The organism is Paenibacillus solanacearum (genome assembly GCF_910593845.1).
In the GTDB taxonomy this organism is placed as follows: Bacteria; Bacillota; Bacilli; order Paenibacillales; family NBRC-103111; genus Paenibacillus_G; species Paenibacillus_G solanacearum.
This window is the reverse complement of sequence record NZ_CAJVAS010000064.1, coordinates 1-24,386: the sequence shown is the minus strand read 5'-3', so window position 1 is coordinate 24,386 and position 24,386 is coordinate 1. Positions and strand designations below refer to the sequence as shown.

Below are 24,386 nucleotides of genomic sequence, written 5' to 3'. Positions count from 1 at the left end.
AATAGTTGTGGCTGGACCCCGGTCCGTTTTGCTGCTCGCATAACTGTTCCTCATTTCTAATCAGGTATTTCTATTATTCTACCATATCGAGTATTCGTGGTGTTTTTCACCACACTTCTAACAAAGCCCCAACTTGTTTGGCGATTGCTTGAGGTGGAGATGGCATTCCATTCCTGATCCACCATTCAATGACGCCTACATAAGCGTTCCCGGTATATTGAAGCATGACATCTTCGCTTAAATCCGTATTTCTTCCGCTTTCTTTATCAATCTCAGCTTGGAATCCTTCCGTAATATAATCAAAAAGCCGTGTTCTGAAAGCAGGGGCTCCCTTACTCGCTAACATAGTCGAAAAAAATACATAGTTTTTCTCAAAATATTCGAAAAAAGGTAAGAGTGCATTGCTCCAATCCAGTCTGCAGGCCCATTCTCCCATCTCCCTTAATTCGTTGATGTGTGCTTCTATGAGTTTGTCCAATAGATCAAATTTGTCCTGATAATGAAGATAGATGGTGCCGCGGTTTATGTTTGCACGGTCGGCTATATCCTGAATGGTAATCTCATCGAAATTTTTTTCGGTCATGAGTTCAATAACTGCTTTTTTCATAGCTTCTTGCGATTTAAGAATTCTCCGATCTACTTTTGTCATCGTAAATATCCACCAAGCTTTCCTAGATAATTAACAATTTCGAACATTATGTTGAGTTATCAACATAATACATTTCTTTAACCATTGAAACTCAAAGTCTTACTTATATAATAATAGACATAAGTTGATTAATCAATTCGATTTGATTAACGATATGAACCGAATGTGGGTGAAAGAAGCAGATTCGGACGGTTGGCCAGTGTCGATGATCAAGAAGCATCCGAGATGGAAAACAAATGGATTGGAGGAACCCATCAAGATGAAACAAGTATTATCGCTGCTTCTCGTTCTGATGATGGCCTTCCCCTGTGCTTCTTACGACGGTAAAGACGGTTCCACCTCCAAAGGAGACGATAACATGAGCAATAACAGAGCCGCCAATCAAGCCGGTACGACGAATGAAACGAACAACCAGGCGGCCCAACCCGCCGCTCCATCGGACGCAGAGCATAACCGTGCGAAAGAGGTGAGGATCAAATTGACGTTTAACAACGAGGAATTCATAGTAAAAATGGTTGATCATCCGACAAGCCGGGACTTTCTGTCAAGGCTCCCGTTGACACTCACCTTTAAGGAGTTTGGCGGATTTGAAAAATTGAGTGTATTAGATGAAGGTTTGTCTACGGAAAGTGCGCCGCCGGGAGACGATCCGGAAGTTGGAGATTTCGGTTATTATGCCCCCTGGAAAGATGTGATGATCGAATCCGATCCCGAAGAGCTTACAGCAAAGCTTGAAGCCATGCATGATGATTTTACGGTAACCATTCAAAAAATCGACTAGTCTTAATGAACAATATATATTAATTTGTTTAATAAACAACGAAGTGCGCTATTTTAACCATTGATAGCAGTTTAATTTAAGTTATAATTTTTAACGGGTGTTGATTAACTATTAAAGTGTTTATTCATGATAGATTCAGGAGGGTATATATGATTACTGCTCATGCACGCGCTACATTCAGTCCGGAAGGACCGTTCACACTGACCACGATTGAGCGTAGGGACCTTCAGCCGCATGATGTCCTTATTGAAATAAAGTACGCCGGTATTTGCCACTCCGATATTCACACCGCACGCGGCGAGTGGGGACCGGTAAAGTATCCTCTTGTGCCTGGTCACGAGATCGCCGGAATTGTCACTCAGGTGGGTTCGGAAGTTACCAAGTATGCCATCGGCGATCGAGTAGGCGTAGGCTGTATGGTTGACTCCTGCAGAGAGTGTGATAACTGCCATAAGGGAGAAGAGCAGTACTGCCTCAATGGAATGACTGGCACCTATGGCGCTATGGATCGGTACGGGCAATATACGCAGGGAGGGTATTCCACCCACATCGTCGTAACGGAGGATTTCGTGGTTCGAATTCCTGACGGCATGGAGCTTGACGCTGCCGCGCCGCTCTTGTGCGCCGGGATCACAACGTACTCTCCGCTGCGCCATTGGGGAGCTGCCCCGGGCAAGAAGGTAGCGGTTGTTGGACTTGGCGGGCTTGGACATATGGCCGTGAAGCTCGCTCATGCCATGGGGTCGGAGGTAACGGTGCTATCGCAGTCATTAAAGAAGAAAGAAGACGGTTTGCGCCTTGGTGCGGACCATTATTATGCCACAAGCGATCCCGAGACGTTTAGAAACCTGGCGGGTTCGTTCGACCTCATCGTGAATACCGTGAGCGCGAAGATCGATATCAGTGCCTACCTTTCGCTGCTGGCGCTGGACGGTACCATGGTCAACGTCGGTGCGCCGGCGGAGCCGTTGTCCGTTAACGTATTTTCCCTGATCGGGCATCGCCGGTCATTTGCCGGGTCGATGATCGGTGGAATTCGCGAAACGCAAGAAATGCTTGATTTCTGCGCTGAACATCACATCGCTCCTGAGATCGAAGTGATTTCCGCCAAGCAGATTGATGAAGCCTGGGAACGCGTGCTGGCTTCAGATGTCCGGTATCGATTTGTAATCGACAACAGCACGATGAAGAATGAATAAATCGTGATGCTAGTCAATATGAAGGGCACGCCTACATCGGTGTGCCTCTTTAATTGGGGAATTATACCATGACTGATTATAAGAAAGTTAAGGTTAACCTAATGCGTACCGTACATGGAAATAAGCAGAGAAAGTTGGAAATCGACGATGAGAGCAGAACGAAATAAGCTGCTTATTATAATATTGGCTACCGGTGTTTTTGGGATTTTAAATACGGAAATGGGTGTTATTGGAGTGCTGCCATTCATTGCGGATCATTTTAATGTCAGTATAGCCAAAGCAGGATTGGTTGTCAGTCTCTTTGCACTTGCTGTAGCCATATCGGGTCCGATAATGCCTTTATTGTTTTCGGGTGTGAATCGGAAGACGACGATGCTGCTTGTACTCGGTGTTTTCATTTTGTGTAACGTGGTTTCGGCAGCAACATCAAACTTTACTATATTATTAATTGCACGTGTGATCCCAGCTCTTTTCCACCCCGTTTATGTGTCAATGGCTTTTACAGTAGCTGCTGCGTCAGTTAGCAAGGCGGAAGCCCCCAAAGCGGTTTCGAACATCTTTATCGGAGTATCTGCAGGAATGGTGCTTGGTGTGCCAGTTACAAGCGTAATTGCGAATTCAGCCTCGTTAGGAATGGCGATGTTATTTTTTGCAATTGTGAATGTTGTAGTATTCAGTGCCACACTCCTCTACGTGCCATCCATGCCTGTAAGCGAGAGACTCTCTTACGGAGCGCAATTTAGTGTATTAAAAAAATCAATTACTTGGCTTTCCATTGCCGCTGTTATTCTAATGAACGGCGCAGTATTCGGTGTATATAGTTACCTTGCTGAGTATCTTGAAACCATTACGAGAATGAATTGGAATGCAGTGAGCTTGATGTTACTGGTATACGGCGCTGCCAATATTATTGGAAACATTCTCGCAGCGAGGTTACTCTCAAAACATGCCTTCAAATCTGTAACAACCTTTCCTTTTGTGCTAGGCGCAGTATATATCATCATGTTTTTCATCGGACATTTGAGCGTACCCATGGCCATCCTCATTTTGCTCTGGGGAGTATTGGCCGGTATAGGAGCGAACATTAACCAGTATTGGATTACTTCTGCAGCACCCAAGGCTCCTGAGTTTGCCAATGGATTATTTCTTACATCTACAAACTTAGGAACAACGATTGGTACAACGGTATGCGGATTATTTATATCAGGTATAGGTTTGCCATACGTTGCGTTAGGGGGCATTCTATTTTTGATATTAAGTACTGTATCCATATTGTTAAGGACCTCCATAGATAACCCCGCCAAGCCATTCTCGTAACGGCTTATAAGTCCAATACACATCCGTTGTCCGGGCGATTACTTTCCTGTAACAGTCGTCCGAACGCCTGGTGGGGCTGGCACTGGAGAGCTGAGGACAAGAATAGTCCACAGCACTTTATAAACATACATATTTAAAAAGTATTAAAAATAAGATATTATAGAAGCAAGGCAAGCACATTCTATGGAATATTGGAGGCGTTTACATGAATGGTTGGATTCAGGCGGGTACAGTAGAAAAGCTTCGAGAGCAAGGACCGAAGCTGGTCAAGGGGGGCATCGTTGTGTTTTATCACGAGGATGAAGTACATGCGCTTGACAATCGATGTCCTCACCTCGGTTTTCCACTCCACATGGGAAGCTTGTGCAACGGAATATTGACATGCCATTGGCATCATGCGCGGTTTGACGTATGCAGCGGAGGGACGCTCGACCCTTGGGCGGACGATGTTCCGGTACATGATATAACCGTTCATGACGGAGAGATTTGGGTCAACCCGAATTGCCGGAATGGCAATCAAGTACAGCTGTATAAAGACCGGCTTCTGAGCGGCCTTGAGCAAAATATCGGCCTTGTCATAGCCAAAGCTATCGTCGGCTTAATGGAGGCGGGCGTTCCCGAGAAAGAAATTGTAGCGATCGGGATCAAATTCGGGGTCAAACAGCGCAGGCAAGGATGGGGCTCTGGATTAACGACTCTGACCGCGATGGCTAACGTACTGCCCAAGCTTGATAAACAAGGACGGATCCTTGCGTTGTATCAAGGATTGCTCCACACCGCACGCGACTCAGCTGGAAGCGGAACACGCTTCTTGCTCGACCCGCTTCCGAATACGAGCGTCTCCGAGGAACGGTTGATGGAATGGTACCGTGACTGCATCGAGGTTCGCGATACGCGCGGCGCGGAACGGGTGCTGTTGACTGCCGTGCAAGCGGGGATGGATGAGATGCGATTATTCTCTATGATGAGCATGGCTGCAACGGATCATTTCTATATTAATGGAGGCCATACGCTTGATTTCCATAATAAAGCATTCGAGAGCTTGAAGTATGTCGGGGACGAGCAGTTCAATGATGTTCTCGCTTCGCTCGTTCCGATGTTCGGATCCGCCTCACGCAGTGAAGAGCTTCACAGCTGGCAGTCTCCGGTTAATTTGGTTCAGCCGTTGATGGAAGCGTTCGAAGAGCTGTCCAATACGGGTGTTTCATCTGGAGTCGGGGACTCCTGTACCGACGACGAGGAGCTGCTCCAAGCGCTGCTAGGAGACGATCCGCTGCGGACGGTCCACGTGCTGAAGGAAGCTTTGCTCGGCGGCGCTTCTCCGGTGCGCATCGCGCAAATTGCCGCATTGGCAGCAGCGGAACGGGTCGTCCGCTTCCATACGCAGAACGATTTCGGGGACTGGATTGCGGTATTACACACGTTTACGCATGCTCATGCCGTTCACGAAGGCTTGATCCGCTCCGCCGATCCATGGCTAGTTCGCGGAATTTTCCATACGGCGGCTACGATTTACCTCGACCGTTTTTTGAACATCCCAGCCGCCCCGAGACCGGCTGTCAGTGACGCGGTTGGGGAAGCGCCGCAGCCCGCGGAGCTACTCGAGCTTCTCGATAAGCAGCAGCAGGTGGCGCCGGCTGCGGCGTGGGTAACCCGCTATCTGCGCAGCGGCGGAGAGCCGGAACCTTTATTCAACGTATTGGGTCATGCGCTGCTCCGAGAGGATGCGGAGTTTCACTCCTTCCAGATGTACGAGGCGGCCGTCGCGGAATATGACCGCTGGGCTTCCGAGTCGGGACCGTTCGCAGAGAAAGCCTGCGAAACGCTGATCCTTGCCGTGACCCGTTATTTGGCTGCGCATGCGCCGACTTCCCGCGAGACGCCGCATACGGCGAAAATTGCATGGCGGCTCCATCGCGGTGAGAAATTGTTCGAAGAAGAGTAAAGTGAGGCAGGCAAGCTGCTGCTCGAATCAGCCTAGCATGCAGCTTGAACGCTACAACGTTTCAATGTAAAAGCCCGGCGTTCGCCGGGCTTTATTGCGAATGAAGCACTATCTTTCCTTCATCTGCATACGTACTTCGGAACAGCAGTCGGCCCTTTCGGCTTTACCAACAGTAACGCTTACGGGAGTTGACCTGCTTCAGGCTGATTTAAAATATGCTGTCGGGAACGTAATAAATTTTTTGCGTATTCTTTTTATTGACCGGGTCGGTCACGATCGTAAAGTATACGTTATTGTTTTTGGTTTGCACGCCTTCGATTTCGTGCGTTCCTACATTTGTAATTTTAACAAGCGATTTGTAAGCTCCCGAATTGGACATCATCGCGATTTGCGGCGTATCGCCTTCTGCGCCGCCCGACGTATAAATTTCCGAATTGCTCAGCATATCCAATCCTTGGAATGAACCGTTCGGTCTCACAATGGCGCTGCCTGACTGCGTGAAGCTGGCCACGCAAGCGCTTTTGGCTGCTGCACTGTCCATCCGTACCTGCTCGTTACTGTCCAGCAGCTGGTTCAATGCCACGGTGTCGTAGATCGACCAGGTTACGGTGCCTTGCGCCGTTTGTACGCGCAATACGGTGTACGTACTGTTGCCGCCGCCATCGACCCGGTATGTATCGCCTAATCTTGCACCGGTTTTATTGGCGTAGTTCATATAGGTGAAACGATGAAGATCCGTATAATTTACGGTCGTGCCGGCGGAATATTTCAGTCTTGCGACCTGCAGCGACCAGTTGTACGTTGTCGAAGGGTCGGCTTTGGAGCTGAAATAAAAGTAATTGATGCCATTGTACGTATACATGTCAAGCGTTTGGCAATGACCGGCATTGGTGACGGTCATTTCGTCGACATAGTTCGCGTCTTTTCCGTTAATGAGCAATCGGGACAGGTAGCACGTTCCGCCGGACCGCTGCGTGACATAAACATACGTGGAAGCGATGTATGCTTTCTGAACGGCCACATTATGATTCAGGCCCTTTAGATTATAGGCGAGCGTCGCTGAAGCGTTTACCGTTTTGGCGGGAGTGGCCGCATATACCGGCAGCACCGTCATCGCCATAACGAGGAAGGCGAGCAGGAATGAGGTGGTTACTTTACTTTGCTTGATTTTGTTAATGCCCCATGCAAAAACTCGAAACATAGCGTTACCTCCAATATAAAAGATGGCCTTGCCGAGCCTGCCGATGGCCTGCTCCTTAAACGTGACACACCTAAAGGGAAAAGGTGCTTACGCGCATCCCGGCACATGCATGCCGCGCGTACGTTGACCGCTGTAACGAAGCCTTATGTGTAAAGCGTTCTCATGGCTGAATGAAACGCGATCCTCCTTTCTTATCGGAATGGGAAGCAGCGGACGGATCGAGAATGGCTTAGCGTTGATGTGCGAAGACTGGGAATGAATGCCTAATCTCGATCACGAACTAAATCATATTGGAGATGATTGGAAATTAGAACGATCATTTACAGAACGGCGCGGGAACAGGGCACGGACATGACATGAGCGCTCTCTTGGATTCGGAGCAGATTTGTAGCATAATAGAGTGTACTGCATCATGACGGAATGAAGGAGACGGCAATGGATTATACGATGGCCGAGTGCCTGCAAGACTACTATTCTCCGCTGGATCGAACCAAGATCATGCACTGGAAAGGCAAAACGTACATAGCGCACCCGACCCGAGCGGAAGGATTTTACGCAATCGAATGCGAGACTTATGAAGGACAACCGTTCCAACGCATCATTATTCAAACGCGCGACACGGATTATATTTTCCGTTAGGTGCCAAGGAGTCTAAAAAAAGGGATTTGCCGCTATCTGTACGGCAGATCCTTTTGTTTGTGATCGAACGTTTAATTCAGTAATGTATTAAATTGTTATGCAACGCTAATTTAGCAACTATGTTAGAAGGAGAATCAGATGAAACAAAAGCAAATTTTTATTGCTTTTTTACGCTCAGGTTTATTAGGATTCGGCGGTGGCCCAGCCGGTATTCCACTTATTAAAAAAGAAGTTGTCGATACCTTTAAAATGCTAACAGAAGATGAGTTTTACGAAATTATGGCTATAGGGAATACGTTACCAGGGCCTATTATTACGAAGTTAGCAGGCTATATTGGTTACAGAGTAGGCGGCGTTTTAGGACTGTTAAATGCAATCCTTGCCTCAATTTTACCGTCCATTTTAATGATGCTCGTGCTATTCAAGTTGTTATTCAAATTTAAATATGTACCGTTTGTAGCGGGTATGACAAATGGTGTATTGCCCATTATTGGTGTGATGATGCTAATTGTTTTTCTTGATTTAATGAAAAAAACGAAGAAATCACTTGGATGGTTAAAGGGTGGGATTTTACTAGTCGCTACAGTTGTTTGCATCTTCGCGTTACATATTCATCCAGGCTTCGTCGTAGGAGTAACATTACTGCTTGCGTTGTTTTTACCGGTGAAAAAAGGTGAGCGATCATGATATACATTCATTTATTTTTAGCATTTTTTATTCCCGGTATGATTGGTTATGGTGGAGGAGCGGCGACAGTCCCATTGATTCAGAAAGAAGTCGTCGAAACCTATGCCTGGATGACAACTGCTGAATATAGCATGATGCTTGCACTTGGTAATACGCTGCCAGGGCCTATCGCAACAAAAATAGCTGGCTATGTAGGCTATCAGCAAGCAGGATTTTTAGGTGCTTGTGTCGCGTTATTTGCAACGGTTGCACCACCCTCATTGTTAATGTTTATTTTGTTGAGTATTTTAAGTCGCTTCCGCGAATCGCAACAAGTCAAGCGACTCAAGACATTCGTTATTCCGGTCGTGGCCATTTTAATGCTGCAACTCACAGTTAAATTTTTCTCAACAGCGATTATCGAAACATCATGGCTCCCTGTGGTAATCATAGGTGTGTTCGCATATATCACTTTGGAAAAATTCAAATGGAACCCTGCGATTGTTATTTGTATAGGATTGCTGTTAGGTGGTTTCTTTTTAAGTTAACTAGGTTTTTCAGCAAGAGCTTAGGTTATCGTCCATTTCAGCTTCCCAGTTATGCTGCAAGCATAACCAGGGCGATCCCGCCTTACTCGAACAGGTATTTGGAGAGTACGGATAAGTTTTATGCAATGCGAGAGACGGCACCGCCGAATATAGCTTTGATGCTCGACGGGGCGAAGTAGGCATCCGGACGGGAACGTGTTCATCATATACCGGCGCTAGGGCAGGGGAGGGTGTCTCGTGTGAAAATTGTGCAGTCCAAGTGTGAAAATAGCCCCGGTCCACGCTCATTTTCTATCCGATGACGAACATCCTTCACTACCCGGCCGGGAGCGGGGATGGTACAATAAAACCGGACAGGTACCCGGCATTAATGGATACGGATGACAGGTGAAAATAATGAATATTCAAGGTTCGGACAGATTAAAGACCGACAAGCCTCGTTCCTTGAAAAGAAGCTTGTTCGTCGGTTTGCTCGTGAGCACCATCGTGCCCATCCTGCTGATGGGCGTATCGTCCTACTATATTATTTATACGGTGCTGGACAGCAAGACGGTCAACGGGATTAACGGCAGTCTGCAGCAGGTCCGATCGAATATCGAACTGTCGTACCGCAATTTGAACTACGTGTCCCAGCAAATGACTAACCGCGATTTGAAGCTGCTGCTCAAGGCGGATAAAGCGATCGATAAATATATTTTGAGCCAAAACGTATTCGCCCATATGAATCTGGTCGCTTATACGAATCCGGACATCGGGTTGTTTTATATTTCCAATCGAACGACGAACGATTATTTGTTTCAGAACTACCCCGTTCAGGCGAACGATCACGGCCCGGTGCTGGCCGTAGACAATGGTGTGACGTACCAGGCTCCGCACCGGACTGTCGGCGGCGGGGAAGGGCTTGTATTCTCCATCTCCCGACCGACCGATCTGTTGACCGCTTCGAGCTACGATATTTACGTAGAAACCGGCCTTGGCGTGTATGAGCAGTTGCTGAATCAGCATCAGTACGGAATGGAGGCTGTTCAGGTGCTGACCGACAAGAACGGAATCGTCGTGTTCAGCCAAGACGAGCAGCTGTTTCCGCCTGGCTCGGTCATGCCGGGCCACTTCTCCGAGCAGCGGTATCAAGTGTCAGGCGGACATTACTATTTTCGCGCCCAGAGCAATCAACTGGACTGGTTCGTCTATTCGATTATCGACAAAAGGCTGTACGATAAGGAAGTCAACCGATGGGCCGTCTACTGGCTGTCGATTTCCGCGGTAAGCTTGCTCGTCAGCGCCGCCATCGGCTGGTGGATATGGCGGATGCTCGTGACGCCCTTCAAGAAGCTGCACGGCGAAATTTACCAGATGAGCGGCGATTTCACGGCCGCGTCGCAGCGGCCGTCCTCGCCGCCGAAGACGAACATTCTCGAATTCGATGAAGTGATGGACAGGTTTCAGCATATGAGAATCAACATCAGCCAGCTGATGGAGGAGCTGAAACAAAACGAAGAGGATAAGCGCTATCTGGAGGTAGAAAAGCTCGTTCATCAAATGAATCCGCATTTTTTATACAACACGCTGAACACGATTCAATGGCTGGCCAAAACCAAAGGGCAGGACGAGATCGTCAGTCTGGTCACCGTATTTATTCGGCTGCTGCGGTACAATCTGGGGAGAGACGGGGATCTCGTTGACCTCAAGCATGAAATTAACGCGCTGAACGATTACGTGACGCTGCAGCAAATTCGCTACAACTACGAATTTTCCGTGCAAATCCATGCGCATCCTGCCGTCATGGATGTCAAGGTGCCGCGCTTCCTGCTGCAGCCCTTGATCGAGAACGCCCTGTACCACGGTCTCGGGGACATGGGAAGCCTAATTCAGCTGACGATCACGATGGAGCATGACGGCTCCGTGCTGATCGAGGTCAAGGACAACGGAATAGGGATGAGCGAGGAGCAAATCGACGAGCTGCTCCATCACGACATTCCAGCGCGTGAGAAGGTAGGCATGGGCATCGGGCTGAACTACGTCAATACGATGCTGCGGGTGCATTTTGGCGAGCAGGCTCGTCTGCAAGCGTCCAGCTCGCCAAACGCGGGAACGACGATGTTCTTCCGTATACCGGTTCAGCCGAAGAAAGGAGGCACGCTATGATCCGGGCGATGATCGTTGACGATGAATACTTCGTACGTAAGGGATTGATTACGACGCTACCTTGGGAATCGTTCGGCATCCGGATCGTCGCGGAGGCGAATAACGGGAAGAAGGCGCTGGAGCTGCTGGCCGACCAGCCGGTTGACCTGATCTTCACCGATCTGACGATGCCGGTCATGAATGGCTTCGACCTGATGCGCAGCGTTCGCGCGCAGTATCCGTGGATCGATATCGTCATTCTGACCTGCCACCAAGATTTTAACTATATTCAGGATACGCTTCGGCTGGGCGCGCTCGATTATATCGTCAAGACGGAGCTGGAGGCGGGCAATCTGGAGGAGTCGCTGCGGCGAATTACGGATCAGCTGCGCGGCGCGGCCGACGGGCGGCGCGAGGCGCCGGAGCCGGTCGCACGCTGGCTTGACTCCGACGAAGCGATGCTGCAATCGCATATGGATGAGTGGCTGAAGCTGTATTGGGTCGTCAAGGACGACGAATTCGATCGCTTGTGCGCTTGCCTGGAAACGATCCGGCCGCCGATGCCCAAGCTGCATAAGGTCATGCATTATTTGATCATGGAGATGAATCGCTTGATCGGTCTGGGCGAGCTGCATGAGTGGCTGAATCGGTCGGAGCATGTGTGCACCTGGGAAGACTGGCGAAGATTTATCGTCCATTTCCGCGGCGCGATCAGCCATAAGCTGCGCTGCTCCTCGTACCCCGAATATGTGCTGCTGCTCATCCTGGATGCGATGGAATATATGAAAACGAACGTGGATTCCAAGGTAACGCAGAGCGCAATGGCGGCGAAAGCAAGAATGAGCCGGAGCTATTTCAGCAAGAGCTTCAAGGACATTGTAGGGAAGTCGTTTCCCGAATATTTGAAGGAACTGCGCATCCGGCGCGCGAAGCTGCTGCTCATGCAGACCAACCGCCAGGTGGCGGATATCGCCGAGGAATGCGGGTTCCAGGATTACCGTTATTTCAGCCGGCAGTTCCGCGAAGAAACCGGATTTCTCCCATCCGAATTCCGAATGTCCGTCGGGGATAGCGCGGTTCTGCCGGGAGGACGGCCGGAGAGCGAGCTTTGAATCATCTTTATCGGAGGAGGCGATTCCGATGCACATCCCATTTACGCTGCGCTTGACCGCGATCGGAGCGGTCCTGCTTACCGTCATCGGCTGTTGGCAGCCCGAGACCGGCTCCTCTCCCGTTCCTCCCACAGCAGCGGAGGCGGTTTCGTCCGACGCGAGCGGCAAGTACATACAGCCTGTCACGCTTCGCGTCGGCTATTACACGACACTGGAAAGCAAATGGCCGGAAGGCTCGAACGATTCGTTCACCGACAACCGGTACACAAGGCGAATCGAGGATTTACTGAATATCCGGTTTGTTCATGCCTTTGAATATCCGAGCTCTGACTATACCCAGAAGGTCGATCTGCTCATTTCAAGCAAAAATATTCCGGATTTTCTGCTGGTGACGGAAAAGCAGTTCAAACGGCTGGCAGAAGCCGGGATGCTGGAAGACATGACGGAGCTGTACGAGCGGCATGCTTCGCCGCTGCTCAAAAGCGTCTTCGACAGCTATGGCCCGCGTCTGATGCGGCGCGTGACGCATCATGGCAGAATGCTGGGTATCCCGTCGACCATTCCGGCGCATGATGCGGACGGGGTGGTATGGATTCGCCAGGACTGGCTGAGGAAGGTCGGTATTCAGCTTCCCGAAGCGATCACAACCGGGGATATCGAGCGTGTGGCCAAGGCGTTCATCGAGCAGGACCCCGACGGCAACGGAATTCGCGATACGCACGGCATCCAGAGCACGTCCACCTTCGTAACGGGAACGATCGGCTTCAATACGCTCGATCCGTATTTCGGCGCGTTTCAGTCGTTTCCGAGAATATGGATCAAACGCGAGGACGGCAGCCTGGTGTACGGCTCGATCACGGCGAACACGAAGCAGGCGCTCGGCAAGCTGCGCGAGATGTACGCGGCCGGCTTGATCGACCCGAATTTCGGGACCGGCAAGCCGGATCAATTCGCCAAAGATATAAGCAGCGGCAAAGCCGGCATTGGAAGCGGTTACACCTCTGCGCCGATGAAGCTGCTCGCCGGCAGCGTCAAGAACAATCCGGCGGCGGAATGGGACGCGCATTATGTCGTAGCAGCCGACGGCCGCTACTATACGAGGCAGCCCGATCCGCTGGGGCGTATTATGGTCGTGAAGAAGGGCGCGAAAAACCCGGAGGCGATCATCAAAGCGATTAATGTATTTGCCGATCTGGACAACAACGCGCCCGGCGTCTCGCAAGTATATATGGACAGTCCCGGGACGAACTGGAGCGTAAGACCGGTCCAGGCGACATTCCGGACGGAGCAGACGGTCGTCAACCGGTTTCAACGGTTTCAGGACGCTGCCAGCGGCAAGCTGCCGCGAACACAGCTGCTCTCGTCCGACCGCAAAATCTTTGAGGACTACTTGAAGGGGTTCCGCCAGCTGGTCGCATCGCCGCAGGACTGGGCTTATGTGCTGTATCAATACCGCGGCGGCCGCGCCGTGCTCAGCCCGGCCAACGTGCCGGTATACAGTGAATTTTACGGCATGACGAGCACGATGGACAATCAGTGGGACAGCTTGCTTCATCTGGAAAACGAGTCCTTCATGCGCATTATCGTCGGCGACAAGCCACTCGATTATTTCGATACGTTCGTCACCGAATGGCTGGCGAGGGGCGGGGAGGCGATCACGCAAGAAGTCGAGGCGGCGGTCACCGACATGAAGCGGCCTGCTTCCGTGCCTGCACAGCCCGGCGAGTAGCGCCGGGCTGTTGGTTTGTGACAGGCCCGAAAGTCAGGGCAAGCCGGCTGCGGGTACGGCATGTCCCGGCCCCAAGCCGAGGGCCGGTGTGATGAATGGCTTCATAACGGTAGAAAATGTACTTGCGCCCGTTCCGTTTTTCCACCAAGGCAGATGCAGCACTGCCTCCCGGCCGTCCTGTGCCATCCCGTACAATATAAATGCAAGGGCATTCCTTATATGCCCTCGGCAAGCATTTTTATATTATTCCAAGGGGTGGGGCATGTGCGTACATTACGAACAACGGCAACGGCTGCGGTAACGGTCGTCGCGCTGCTGTCGGCGGGCTGCAGTCAGGGACAAACGAAGGAGCCTGGCACCGCAGGGGCTAAAGTAGAAGTACCGCCGGAGCCGATTACACTGAAGCTGTATGACGTGCAGGTGGTGAGCGACGAGGACCTCGAAATTTTGTACAACGGGCCGATCAAGAAGAAGTACCCGTATATTACCGTAGAGAAGATCGACCGGACGAAGGTGTCGCTGCAGGATGTCATCTCGACGAATCAGCCGTTTGACCTGTTCACCATCGGAAATTCGGAATTTGCCAAGTACGAGGATCTTGGATTTTTCGAAGACATCACGCCTTTGCTGAACAAAAGCAAATTGGACCTCAGCCGCTTCGACCCGCGGACGATCGAGTCCACGAAAAACGTGTCGCATGGCGCGATGTACGGTGTGCCGTTTGCCCTGCTGACCTGCGCCTTATTTTACAACAAAGACATCTTCGATAAATTCGGCGTCAGCTACCCGAAGGACGGCATGACGTGGGATCAAGTGGTCGAAACCGCCAAAGCGCTGACCCGTCAGGACAGCGGCGTGCAATACATGGGCATTCATCCGGAAGCATTCGTGCGGGTCAGCAAGCCGCTCGGGGTGAATCCCGTCGATCCGGTGACTCATAAGGCAAGCGTAACCGGCGAGCCGTACAAGCGCGCGTTCGAGCTGGGCAAGCTGCTTAATGACGTGTCCGCCAACGCGCAAAAAACAACGTATTGGAATCCGTTTTTCCGGGATAAAACGATCGGCATGGTCGCAACCTACAACATCTTGACCTCTCCGTTCTTCAAGGAAACCGAAGGAAAGCTGAACTGGGACATGGTACAGTACCCGAGCTTCAGCGATATGCCGAACAACGCGGGACCGTATTCGTTCCATCTGTACGGCATCAGCAAAACGAGCAAGCATAAGGAAGCTGCGGCGAAGGTCATCGAGCTGCTGTCCTCCGATGAAGTGCATATGTCCATGGTGCGTTCGACCGGACGCGTCAGCGCGCTCAAAGATCCTAAATTCCAGCAGGCTTACGGGGCGGATAATCCGATTCTGAAAGGAAAGAACATTCAGGCCATGTTCAAAAGCACCTATACACCCGGGCTGCAATTCTCCAAATATTCCGGGAACGCCTCGACGATTATGGAGGCGGAGTACAAAAACTTCTTGAACAACAAATACGATGTCAATACGGCGCTTCGGACGGCGGAAGAAAAAATCAATCAAACCATTGCGCAGGAGTTGAAGAAATAGCCCTATTCCCGCAGCTCGCAGCTGCCAAAAAGAAGGAGGAGTTTGCATGAGTGCAAACGAACAACCGCCAACGCAGCACCGGATGACTCGAAGATCGATGCTTGCCTCGATCGGCATGGCCGGAACCGCCGTGGTGGCCGGCGCGTCCATCTTGAACTCGCTTACTGCGGAAACGAAAGCCGCAGGCGGCACGACTACCGTGCCGATCTATAATGTGAAGGATTACGGTGCCGTCGGAGACGGGACGACGAACGACACGACCGCGATTCAGAACGCGCTGAACGATGCCCAGACGGCGAGCTTCTCGCATGTCGTTATCCCCCGGGGCACGTACAAGACGACGGCGGCGCTGCGCATCTTCGGAAATACCCGGCTTACCCTTGAGAAGGGGGCGACCATTCTCCGCTGCCATAATTCGACGATATTGATCAACGGCTTGAATAACGTGAACTTCTCCGGCTACAACGGGCATGGCAACATCATTATCGAGGGAGGCGTATGGGACTGCAACGTGCTGCAATATCCTGATCCCGGCAACTGCTTCGGCCTGGCGCGCGGGAGAAATATCGTCATCCGCGATCTGGAGGTTCGCGATGTCCCGAACTGCCATGCGATCGACATGAACGGCTGCAGCAGCGTCCTCGTGGACAACTGCCGGTTCGTCGGCTATTTGGACCCGCATACGGATGACGCGAGCGGCTTGCGCGAAGCGATCCAGATCAGCCCGCATCTTCAAGTCGGTTTTCCATACTTCGGCAGCTTCGACGGGACGCCTTGCAGTAATGTCATCGTCCAGAACTGCTATTTCGGCGCCAGCGGAACGGCGGGCACCCAGGCATGGCCGAGCGGCGTAGGCAATCATTCGTCCGTTCATAACGTGTACTGCTCGAACATTAAAGTATACGGCAACACCTTCGAGGGAATGACGTATGGCGGGGTGCGCAGCCTGAAGTTCACGGAGATGAGCGTCATCAATAACCGGTTCATCAACTGCAAGATGGGCGTCATGCTGTCCAATACGCAGGCGAATACCGAAGGCTCCAAGGATGCGAACGGCGTGCAGTCGGGACTGCCGCAATCCGGCAAAAACTACATCATTCAGGGCAACACGTTTACCGGCACGGTGACGACCAACATCTACTGCGCCGGCGGTGTCAAGGATGTATCGACCTATGCCAAAGTGGAATCGGTCCTGATCGCCGACAATATTTTCGAGCAAGGGCCGGCAACGAATAACAGCATGACGATCCGATGGGCGAACAATGTCACGATCAGCGGCAACATCCTGCGCAGCCAGTATCGCGGCATTTTCCTCTCGTACGTCACCAACTGCACGATTCATGATAATACGTTCGTCGATACGGCTACCGAGGCCGTATATACCGAAGAACCGGATGCGGCTTACCGGTACAACGGATTGACCGGCAATCTGTTCGTCCACGACAACCAGATTCAGCGGTGCGGCCGGACGGGCATCTTCATCCAAAGCCTCGATGCCTTTCAGGTGGAACGGAATCTCATCATTGCGCCCGCCACCGAAACCGACAACACGCGAAACGGGATATTGGCCGCCAATATGGCGAAGAACGGCCGGATCGCGGGGAATCGCGTGAAGAAAGCCGCTGCCGGCAATCAGAACCAATACGGAATCAACGTCACGGATACATGCAGCGACGTGCAGGTGACGGACAATTTCGCCGAAGGCAAGACCGGTCGGGTCCATGTTGCCGGAACAACGAACTTCGAAGGCCTATGGTTTCACAGTCCCGACGGCACGCGTTACAAAATGACCGTCGACAACAGCGGCGCGCCGGTGTTTACAGCCGGCTGATGCACATAGCGATCGATAACGAGGTGGCATGCTGATGAATGCTCGACAAGATAATGCAGGGAATGACTCTAAATTTCGGATCATGACGTCCAACATTTGGGGGAATTGCGGAGATAACGCCATCGCCAACCGAGACGACAACCTGGCCGATGTCTTTATGGAATACATGCCCGACGTGCTCGGGCTGCAGGAGGTCTCGCCGAAAGCGCGGCGGGAGCCGGTTTCTTTGTTCGACTTGCTGGACGGCCGCTATACGGAAGTTGCCGTACCGATCGGGGAGCTTAGCAACAATTATACCCCGCTGCTGCATACCCAGCGGCTGACGGTGCTGGAGAGCGGCTTCCATCGCTTCAGCGGATTGAACGATTCGAATTCCAAGTCCATAACCTGGGCGGTGTTCGAGTGCACCCGTTCCGGACAACGCTTCGCCGTATGCAACGTCCATTTTTACTGGAAATCGGATCAGGCCGGCGAGGAAGCGAGAAGGAGCAACAGCCGAGAGCTGATGAGCGTGGCGGATGCGATTCAGCAGAGGTGGCCCGTCCCGGTATGCTGCATCGGCGATTTCAACTGCCGGATCGGCAGCGCGCCGGTCCAACATCTGTTCGAACACGGCTTCCTCGATGCGCAAGTGACAGCGGCCGTTCAGACGTCCGACTCGAATGCGCATCATCCGTATCCGAAGTGGGATGAAGCGCAGCAGGCTTTTGTCCATGGACCTGCCCCGACAGGTACTTACCGCGAGGCGATAGACCATGTATTTTACCGTGGAGATCAGGCGGCCGTAGGGGAATATGTCACGGTCCTGGATCAGAAGGCGCTGGATGCGTCGGATCATTGTCCGGTCTATGCCGATTTCTCTTTTGAAGGCGGAGGGAAGCTATAGTCTAGCACAATCGCTTCTTTATTCCATATATTCAAGAGGGTCATTCAGGCTGCCGACGTCCCTGATGCTGGGCATTATATGGGGCATAAGAGCAATATTGGTCTGTAAAGTTCATTCCGCTAACGGGAAACGAAAGCGTAATAACTAGGAAGCAGATCGCTGCGCGACAACTCCTCCCCGTTTTCATTAAAATAACAGGTAGGATAGATTAATATATATTTTCTTTCCCTTCAAATAGTATTGAATTTAATGGTACTTTAATATGGGGAACTTGGGAACTTTCCCTAGAAAAATGTGTATAGGAGCTACAAATGTTGTAAAAGGAGAAAAAATGTTAACGACACAACAAATAAAAGATATTGAAAAATTGCAAAAAGAGTGTGAAATTCATGATCATTTACAACTGAAGCTTAACTGGGAAATGCTTAGAGAACGCGAATCTGATCAGCTAGATTTTTTTCATTATGAAAATGGCGAACTTGTAGCGTTTTTAGGTTTGTATGCATTTGGTTCTACAGTCGAAGTTTGCGGAATGGTGAAACCAAGTGAACGACGAAATGGGCATTTCCATCGATTGTTCCAACAAGGAATGGCAAAAGTCAAACAAACCGGATACAAGAAAATCTTGTTGAACACGCCTGCAGGATCAGATGCGGCAAAAGCTTTTTTGAGTAAACAAGGTGCTGAGTATGCATTCTCAGAGCATCAAATGGAGTGGCAAGAAAAGGCACTTGAAGAAACGGACGGTATTCTTCTGAGGCAAGCAACATTAGATGATTACGAAATGCGCGTACGATTATCCGTTACGGCGTTTGGGTTGGACGAAGAAGACGCCAGAGCGAGAGAAAGCAAGATCTTCGCGGATAACGCTGAAATGCTCATGATTGACGTAAGTGAAGGAACGGTAGGGAAAATTCGAGTGAGCCGAGAAGAGGGGCAAGCGTGGATTTATGGATTTTCCATTTTGCCAGAATATCAAGGCAAAGGAATAGGCAGAAAAGTGTTGCGCCGAATCATTAAAGATCAAAGATCGGCGGGATATTCGGTACACTTAGAAGTCGAAACGAAAAACGACCACGCTCTAGGGTTATATGAATCGGTTGGATTTAAAATAATGCATTCTCAAGATTATTATAGGTGGATGAACTAATCGTATATCGTCGCAGATTTATGCTAAAACGATAGCTGATAAATGTTACAACCAATTAATATCTACACCTTCCCAACCAACATTCGAAGAAACACTTAATCCCCGTAGCCCAGTTCCATTTTTTATGTGTCTGGTGATTGCAGGCAGAATTGGGCTGTAACATCAATAGTGTACGCATGTTCATGTTTTATATTTCCTAAGCGTACGTTTTACGCGATTTGTTGCTGCGAAAACGAATAAACGAAAGGTGTCTGCAACTTTCACCCTACGTATTCGTCTATTTCATATAGTGGGCGAGTGAAGGAGAAGTGGACATTTTGATAAAAAGATGGATCGGTTGTGCGGCAGCGGCTTCTTTATGCGTCGGTTTGTTGGCTCCAGTCGGAGTTGGAGTGAGCCATGCTGCCGATCCTGGGGTGAGAGTAACGTTGCCGGCTTTTCAGGTGAGTTTGAACGAGCATACGGTCGATAATCAATACCGGGAATATCCGCTGCTGGTCTATAAAGATATTACGTATTTTCCGATGACGTGGTACGATTCGCGGCTTCTCGGGCTTGAAGCTACTTGGACGGAGCAGGACGGGCTCGAGATTGCCCAAGAACCGGTGACGTCTTCCTATGTGTCCTATCAGACGGACCGCCGAAATGCGTCTGCTGACACAGCGGAAGTTCCGGCGTCGGCCATCACGATCAACGGCAAGATGATCGACAATACGAAAGAACCGTATCCGCTGCTCAGCTTCCGGGATGTCACGTATTTTCCATTAACTTGGCGATTCGCGCATGATGAGTTCGGATGGGATTATGAATGGGACACCGCCACCGGTTTGACGATCCGGTCCGGCAATCCGCAACTGCTTACGGCGGAATTTCCTGAGGATGTAGGAGAGAACGACGTTGCGTTGTACAAGGGATATTATTATTTTGCCGAGACAGAGGGAACCCAAAACCGCGTCTACCGTGCGCCCGCACAACACCCTTTGGATAAAGATGAGATCTATACTTACGGCATAGAGAATGGGTATGGGGTGCAGAAACAGGTATCCTTCAAAATTCGCGAAGACGGGCTTTGGCTTATGTATCATCTCGGTGGAGCTACGATGGGGCATGATGAGTTCGTGAAGATAAGCGATGATGGGGAAGCGGAAGTCCGGCATCAAGGCTATCTCGACTTCAGGGACTCACCTAATGGTACGTTAATCGTCAATTTGGGTAATCCGCCGTTCGCGGGCAATCTGTCATTAGTACCGACCGGGCAACAGGCACTCGTAGGAAAGGCTGTCGGTAATCCGGATCTGCTGTATGGCAGGCATGTCACGGTCAGTGAATCCAGTGTCGGTGTCGGCGGCGACGGTTCCTCCACCACGGTGATAGGAGACGATGCCTATGTACTAGGCTCGTCTTATTCGGCGGGACACTATGACGATCTGAACAAGATTTATAGAATCAATCTCAAGTCGAATGAAATGGCGAAGATCATAAATGCCGGCGTGCAACGTTTTGCGGTCATCGACGATCGGCTGTATTACGTTAAAGATGCGGACAGCGCATTATATGTTTCGAATCGCGATGGAACGGGTGAGCGCAAGCTGTCTGAACATGCCGTCTCCTGGTTCGCGGAAGTGGGCGGTAATGTCTATTACACCACAGAAATAGATAATAACAACAATTACGAGTTGAGCAAGGTTGGCCCGGATGGGAACGATGTTGCCGTGTATAATACGCTGTTTAGAAGCGTGCAAGTCGTTGACGGCAAGCTGGTTTGCATTCTGGATGAGAAGGATGACTATGGGGCCGTTGTGCTGGACTCCTCCGGCAACTTGCTTCTCACGGTGACGGATCCGGTTACGCGCGTGCTCGCGTCGGACGACGGGATTCTCATAGCCTCTTCAGGCAAGGTTGTTAGATTGACGGATTTGCCGCTTACGGCGCAAGCGGTTGCACCTGGGAATCATGGGCTACCATTCGTGCCGCTGACTCCAATTGACGGCAAATGGGCGTTCGAGCACCAATATGATGACGTAGCCTTCTATAACGTGTATTCGATCGGCAATCACGTAGCTCCGAACTTGACCTACCCGCGGCCGTCACCCGGAGAGGAAATTAAAGCAGGGAATCCCGTACCATTCAATCTTTCGCTGATCAATCGGAACCCTGATCCTGCGGTAGAAACGGTGATCGGGCATGATTTTGAAATTCAAATCTTAAATCGCGGCAAGTTGGTATGGAGAGGGAGGGTGCCTGCCGCGGCGAATATCCCGCTGAATAGCTTAGCGACGATGGGGATCGATTTTACATGGGATCAGAAAGGTTCGGACGGAAAACAAGTTCCTGCCGGCCAATATTCGGTCTACTTGCTAACGCCGGCGGATATCGAATACACCGTCGAAGGCAAAGTAGGGACGTTCACTGAACATATCGACCATGTGAGCGACAAGACATTAGGCGGAGGTTTCTCCATTCAAGAATAAGGCTGGGTGATGGATAGCGGTATGGCATAACGTTATTTGGTTAGATAGGGGATTCTTGTCAGCACCTCGGTTTTTTTGGCGTTCTTTGTCAACACCACGCTTCGATCATTTCAGCTCTGACCGACTACAAAATATTTTTTCAATTCGGGGACACCTTTCCGGGACAAAGAGAAAGACGACCGGAGCGGATCCGTCATCTCTCTCTTTCGTTGCTGCTACTCCGGGGAATGTCCGAAAACACAAACAAGAGTGCTTTTAGATCCCCGTCAATCGGGGATTTTTTATTTCAAAGCACCTATGTTTGTGTCGTGTGGCCATGACACAAACGCGGTAGTAAAGGTTGGATTTGTAACGGATTATTCACTTGGCCATTAAGCTATTTGGCAAGGAGAATTTAGCAGAGAAGCTGCGATTCGTGAAGTGAAAGAAGAAATTGGATTGGATATAACAATAAAGAAATTATTATGGGTTGAGGAAGGTAGGAATGATAAGGATGAAATTGGATATATTTATTACTTTTTGGAAGAAAAAGTGAATGGAGAACCGACAATTGGATATGAACCAGAATTGCCTAGAAACGAACAAAAAATAATGGATGTCGTATATAAAGGCAGAGAAGAGATAATGGAATTAGAAAAAGTTTATCCTGAAGTAATGAAACATGATTATTTTTGGAAAGTCATGAAAGAAGAATCACATAATCCGTATGTGAACAGACCAAGTAAAGGATTTGGAAAGGAGTAAGGAGATATCAAGTAAAGCAAGGTGGAGGCGCTGACATCCCAGGCTGGCTTGAGATAAAACTTCCGCATTCTTTCATTCGCTGGAGAAACTGCCGTTGTTCATGAGAGCGATAAATCAATAGAAACTTTAATAATTGAAACATAATTTGTAGGATAATTCAGGAAGTCAGCGACATCACCTAACACCGTATCTACGCTGTGGCCCGACGGCCTTGGTCTGCAAGAGGGATTTCGAGGAAGCCTAATCAGTAGACAACCCTGTACTGCATCGCGGCTGGGACTTCGTCCCTTTAGGCAGTGAGGGTTCGTAGATACAAGAACGTTAGCCGAAAGAAGTTCTTAGTTTAGGAGGAGTCTATATGATATTAGAAAAAGTTATAAATAGAATTGTAATACAAAGTGAATATAAGGATTTTGTTGATAAGTATATAGAAAATATACTTACCGAATTTAAAGGTAAGATTCATAGCATTTATATGTGTGGCTCGATTCCAAAAGGAACTGCTAAACCTTTTAAGTCAGATGCAGACTTTACTATTGTATGTGTAAATCCCAAAGATATTGATTACGAAAGATTGTCAAAAATTAAAGACAGGCTTTTGGAAGAATATCCAGTATTAACTAAGATTGATACGACAATTTGCTCGATTGACGATGTATTAAGTAAACCAAATGAGTGGGGTTTTTGGGTTAAGATAATTTGTGTTTGCATATATGGTCATGACGTTGGTGAAAAAGTACCACCGATAAATATTTCTCCAGAGTTCATTTTAGACTTAAATACAGAGACCAAGGAGGAAGTAGATCGTATACATCGTTTACTTTCTAATGCTAGTGATAACACAATGAAAACTAGATATATTAAAGGTTACTCTAAGAGATTAATTCGTGCATTATACTCTTTGGTTTTAGAAGATACAGGTGTATGGCAAGATGACATTATTAAGATGAAGAATGCCATATTAAACTATTGTGAGATTGACTCCGCTTTAGTTGATTATCTGTATGCTTGTTACTTGGATAGTAATAATGTACTTGTTGAAGAGTTTCTGGGAATTGCAGATGAAGTATATAGCTATTTTGAGAACGCCTTAAATGCAATGGCTGCTTCCAGAACTTCCTTCGACTAACCCTATATTGACGCTTCGGGCCACTCTAAGAAGCGAGTGAGCACATCCAGCCCCCTAAGCCCGTCGGGACATCACTGCATTAGGTGTTCGGCAAGCCTCACAACTATAAACAGCGACTCTAATTTAGCAGAAACGATGAAAACAATAAAGCCTGAGAATTCTATGTTGCAAGATTATTACGGAGCACGTGCTTTGAATATGAGAAAGTTTACCATCGTGAAGATCCAGATTACCAACAAGAACTGTCGTTGCTAACCAAAATTATTATAGCTACAATGAATTGCATGAAATTTTCGAACCCATCACAGAGGATCTAAGTATATTCGTTGGGAAGAGTTTTTGGTATGTAAATTATACAATAAAGTAAGAGTTCGTTCCGTTAACGAAGCGCAATCGGACGCAGAGGCTAAAAGAGCTGTTCCGCTTCGACAAGCTCGTCTGCTTCGGGAACAATCTGAACGATCGTAGATGTTCGAGGGTGCCGACGAATGTTACGCGGTCAGCAACTGCGCATGAGTCGGTCAAGCAGCTTGCTACGGGCATCATCGACAGCAATAATAACGACGGTGTCGCTAAGTTTCTAGAAGTGTGGTGAAAAATCAGTTTTTGGCATTGTCTTTCTGACGAGCCAGTTAAAGAAAAACATTGAAATGTGTAAAAGCCAAGCAAGTTGAAGGATACGCTGTGCCCGTGAAGTTTACATTA

General features: G+C 49.5%; 20 protein-coding genes. 18 read left to right on the top strand and 2 right to left on the bottom strand.

Annotated elements, in window-relative coordinates:
- Window positions 1-106: 106 nt before the first annotated feature.
- Window positions 107-649, bottom strand: coding sequence for a TetR/AcrR family transcriptional regulator (locus tag KXG62_RS31970; RefSeq protein WP_218096066.1), 543 nt, complete (start codon window positions 647-649; stop codon window positions 107-109).
- Window positions 650-908: 259 nt separating this feature from the next.
- On the opposite strand from KXG62_RS31970, the gene KXG62_RS31965 reads away from it, so the two are divergent.
- The 4 genes from KXG62_RS31965 to KXG62_RS31950 all read left to right on the top strand — a co-directional run bounded on the left by KXG62_RS31965 (window position 909) and on the right by KXG62_RS31950 (window position 5,891).
- On the top strand, window positions 909-1,430 hold the full coding sequence (locus tag KXG62_RS31965) for a cyclophilin-like fold protein (RefSeq protein ID WP_246627739.1): 522 nt from the start codon (window positions 909-911) through the stop codon (window positions 1,428-1,430).
- Window positions 1,431-1,579: 149 nt separating this feature from the next.
- On the top strand, window positions 1,580-2,629 hold the full coding sequence (locus tag KXG62_RS31960; protein WP_218096065.1) for an NAD(P)-dependent alcohol dehydrogenase: 1,050 nt from the start codon (window positions 1,580-1,582) through the stop codon (window positions 2,627-2,629).
- 147 nt (window positions 2,630-2,776) lie between these two features.
- Complete coding sequence (locus KXG62_RS31955; protein ID WP_218096064.1) at window positions 2,777-3,946, top strand: MFS transporter; 1,170 nt, start codon at window positions 2,777-2,779, stop codon at window positions 3,944-3,946.
- Window positions 3,947-4,151: 205 nt separating this feature from the next.
- The gene (locus tag KXG62_RS31950) at window positions 4,152-5,891 is read left to right on the top strand and encodes a Rieske (2Fe-2S) protein (RefSeq protein WP_218096063.1); all 1,740 of its coding nucleotides are present in this window, start codon (window positions 4,152-4,154) and stop codon (window positions 5,889-5,891) included.
- A gap of 208 nt (window positions 5,892-6,099) precedes the next feature.
- Here KXG62_RS31950 and KXG62_RS31945 read toward each other — a convergent pair whose 3' ends face one another.
- The gene (locus tag KXG62_RS31945) at window positions 6,100-7,092 is read right to left on the bottom strand and encodes a helveticin J family class III bacteriocin (RefSeq protein WP_218096062.1); all 993 of its coding nucleotides are present in this window, start codon (window positions 7,090-7,092) and stop codon (window positions 6,100-6,102) included.
- A gap of 435 nt (window positions 7,093-7,527) precedes the next feature.
- On the opposite strand from KXG62_RS31945, the gene KXG62_RS31940 reads away from it, so the two are divergent.
- The 14 genes from KXG62_RS31940 to KXG62_RS34745 all read left to right on the top strand — a co-directional run bounded on the left by KXG62_RS31940 (window position 7,528) and on the right by KXG62_RS34745 (window position 24,276).
- A complete protein-coding gene (locus tag KXG62_RS31940; protein ID WP_218096061.1) occupies window positions 7,528-7,731 on the top strand; it encodes a hypothetical protein in 204 nt (67 codons plus the stop codon).
- A 138-nt stretch (window positions 7,732-7,869) separates the two neighbouring features.
- Entirely contained in the window at window positions 7,870-8,418 is a 549-nt protein-coding gene (locus KXG62_RS31935; RefSeq protein WP_218096060.1) for a chromate transporter, read from the top strand.
- Entirely contained in the window at window positions 8,415-8,945 is a 531-nt protein-coding gene (locus tag KXG62_RS31930) for a chromate transporter (RefSeq protein ID WP_218096059.1), read from the top strand. The genes KXG62_RS31935 and KXG62_RS31930 overlap by 4 nt, the downstream gene beginning before the upstream one ends.
- Window positions 8,946-9,341: 396 nt before the next feature.
- Window positions 9,342-11,090, top strand: a complete 1,749-nt coding sequence (locus tag KXG62_RS31925; RefSeq protein WP_218096058.1) for a sensor histidine kinase — start codon at window positions 9,342-9,344, stop codon at window positions 11,088-11,090.
- Entirely contained in the window at window positions 11,087-12,181 is a 1,095-nt protein-coding gene (locus KXG62_RS31920; protein ID WP_218096057.1) for a response regulator, read from the top strand. The genes KXG62_RS31925 and KXG62_RS31920 overlap by 4 nt, the downstream gene beginning before the upstream one ends.
- A 28-nt stretch (window positions 12,182-12,209) precedes the next feature.
- Complete coding sequence (locus tag KXG62_RS31915; protein WP_218096056.1) at window positions 12,210-13,910, top strand: type 2 periplasmic-binding domain-containing protein; 1,701 nt, start codon at window positions 12,210-12,212, stop codon at window positions 13,908-13,910.
- 264 nt (window positions 13,911-14,174) lie between these two features.
- On the top strand, window positions 14,175-15,470 hold the full coding sequence (locus KXG62_RS31910) for an ABC transporter substrate-binding protein (protein WP_218096055.1): 1,296 nt from the start codon (window positions 14,175-14,177) through the stop codon (window positions 15,468-15,470).
- 46 nt (window positions 15,471-15,516) lie between these two features.
- Window positions 15,517-17,301, top strand: coding sequence for a NosD domain-containing protein (locus KXG62_RS31905; protein WP_218096054.1), 1,785 nt, complete (start codon window positions 15,517-15,519; stop codon window positions 17,299-17,301).
- Between the two features lie 34 nt (window positions 17,302-17,335).
- Window positions 17,336-18,187: an endonuclease/exonuclease/phosphatase family protein gene (locus tag KXG62_RS31900; protein ID WP_218096053.1), complete on the top strand. Its 852-nt coding sequence runs from the start codon at window positions 17,336-17,338 to the stop codon at window positions 18,185-18,187.
- A gap of 331 nt (window positions 18,188-18,518) precedes the next feature.
- The gene (locus KXG62_RS31895; RefSeq protein ID WP_218096052.1) at window positions 18,519-19,337 is read left to right on the top strand and encodes a GNAT family N-acetyltransferase; all 819 of its coding nucleotides are present in this window, start codon (window positions 18,519-18,521) and stop codon (window positions 19,335-19,337) included.
- A gap of 317 nt (window positions 19,338-19,654) precedes the next feature.
- Window positions 19,655-21,808: a DUF5050 domain-containing protein gene (locus KXG62_RS31890; RefSeq protein WP_218096051.1), complete on the top strand. Its 2,154-nt coding sequence runs from the start codon at window positions 19,655-19,657 to the stop codon at window positions 21,806-21,808.
- A gap of 378 nt (window positions 21,809-22,186) precedes the next feature.
- Window positions 22,187-22,552, top strand: a complete 366-nt coding sequence (locus tag KXG62_RS31885; protein WP_281427058.1) for an NUDIX domain-containing protein — start codon at window positions 22,187-22,189, stop codon at window positions 22,550-22,552.
- A gap of 358 nt (window positions 22,553-22,910) precedes the next feature.
- Window positions 22,911-23,681 carry a nucleotidyltransferase domain-containing protein gene (locus tag KXG62_RS31880; protein ID WP_218096049.1) on the top strand — a complete coding sequence of 257 codons (771 nt, stop codon included), beginning with the start codon at window positions 22,911-22,913 and terminating at the stop codon, window positions 23,679-23,681.
- A gap of 415 nt (window positions 23,682-24,096) precedes the next feature.
- The gene (locus KXG62_RS34745) at window positions 24,097-24,276 is read left to right on the top strand and encodes an HAD hydrolase family protein (protein WP_218096067.1); all 180 of its coding nucleotides are present in this window, start codon (window positions 24,097-24,099) and stop codon (window positions 24,274-24,276) included.
- The last annotated feature ends 110 nt before the right edge of the window (window positions 24,277-24,386 follow it).

Excerpts from the sequence above, each read along its gene's own strand:
- KXG62_RS31960 (WP_218096065.1), top strand. The coding sequence starts at position 1,580 with ATGATTACTGCTCATGCACGCGCTACATTCAGTCCGGAAGGACCGTTC.
- KXG62_RS31950 (WP_218096063.1), top strand. The coding sequence starts at position 4,152 with ATGAATGGTTGGATTCAGGCGGGTACAGTAGAAAAGCTTCGAGAGCAA.
- KXG62_RS31970 (WP_218096066.1), bottom strand. The coding sequence starts at position 649 with ATGACAAAAGTAGATCGGAGAATTCTTAAATCGCAAGAAGCTATGAAA.
- KXG62_RS31945 (WP_218096062.1), bottom strand. The coding sequence starts at position 7,092 with ATGTTTCGAGTTTTTGCATGGGGCATTAACAAAATCAAGCAAAGTAAA.
- KXG62_RS31925 (WP_218096058.1), top strand. The coding sequence starts at position 9,342 with ATGAATATTCAAGGTTCGGACAGATTAAAGACCGACAAGCCTCGTTCC.
- KXG62_RS31965 (WP_246627739.1), top strand. The coding sequence starts at position 909 with ATGAAACAAGTATTATCGCTGCTTCTCGTTCTGATGATGGCCTTCCCC.
- KXG62_RS31920 (WP_218096057.1), top strand. The coding sequence starts at position 11,087 with ATGATCCGGGCGATGATCGTTGACGATGAATACTTCGTACGTAAGGGA.
- KXG62_RS31900 (WP_218096053.1), top strand. The coding sequence starts at position 17,336 with ATGAATGCTCGACAAGATAATGCAGGGAATGACTCTAAATTTCGGATC.
- KXG62_RS31930 (WP_218096059.1), top strand. The coding sequence starts at position 8,415 with ATGATATACATTCATTTATTTTTAGCATTTTTTATTCCCGGTATGATT.
- KXG62_RS31935 (WP_218096060.1), top strand. The coding sequence starts at position 7,870 with ATGAAACAAAAGCAAATTTTTATTGCTTTTTTACGCTCAGGTTTATTA.
- KXG62_RS31905 (WP_218096054.1), top strand. The coding sequence starts at position 15,517 with ATGAGTGCAAACGAACAACCGCCAACGCAGCACCGGATGACTCGAAGA.
- KXG62_RS31880 (WP_218096049.1), top strand. The coding sequence starts at position 22,911 with ATGATATTAGAAAAAGTTATAAATAGAATTGTAATACAAAGTGAATAT.
- KXG62_RS31895 (WP_218096052.1), top strand. The coding sequence starts at position 18,519 with ATGTTAACGACACAACAAATAAAAGATATTGAAAAATTGCAAAAAGAG.
- KXG62_RS31955 (WP_218096064.1), top strand. The coding sequence starts at position 2,777 with ATGAGAGCAGAACGAAATAAGCTGCTTATTATAATATTGGCTACCGGT.
- KXG62_RS31915 (WP_218096056.1), top strand. The coding sequence starts at position 12,210 with ATGCACATCCCATTTACGCTGCGCTTGACCGCGATCGGAGCGGTCCTG.
- KXG62_RS31940 (WP_218096061.1), top strand. The coding sequence starts at position 7,528 with ATGGATTATACGATGGCCGAGTGCCTGCAAGACTACTATTCTCCGCTG.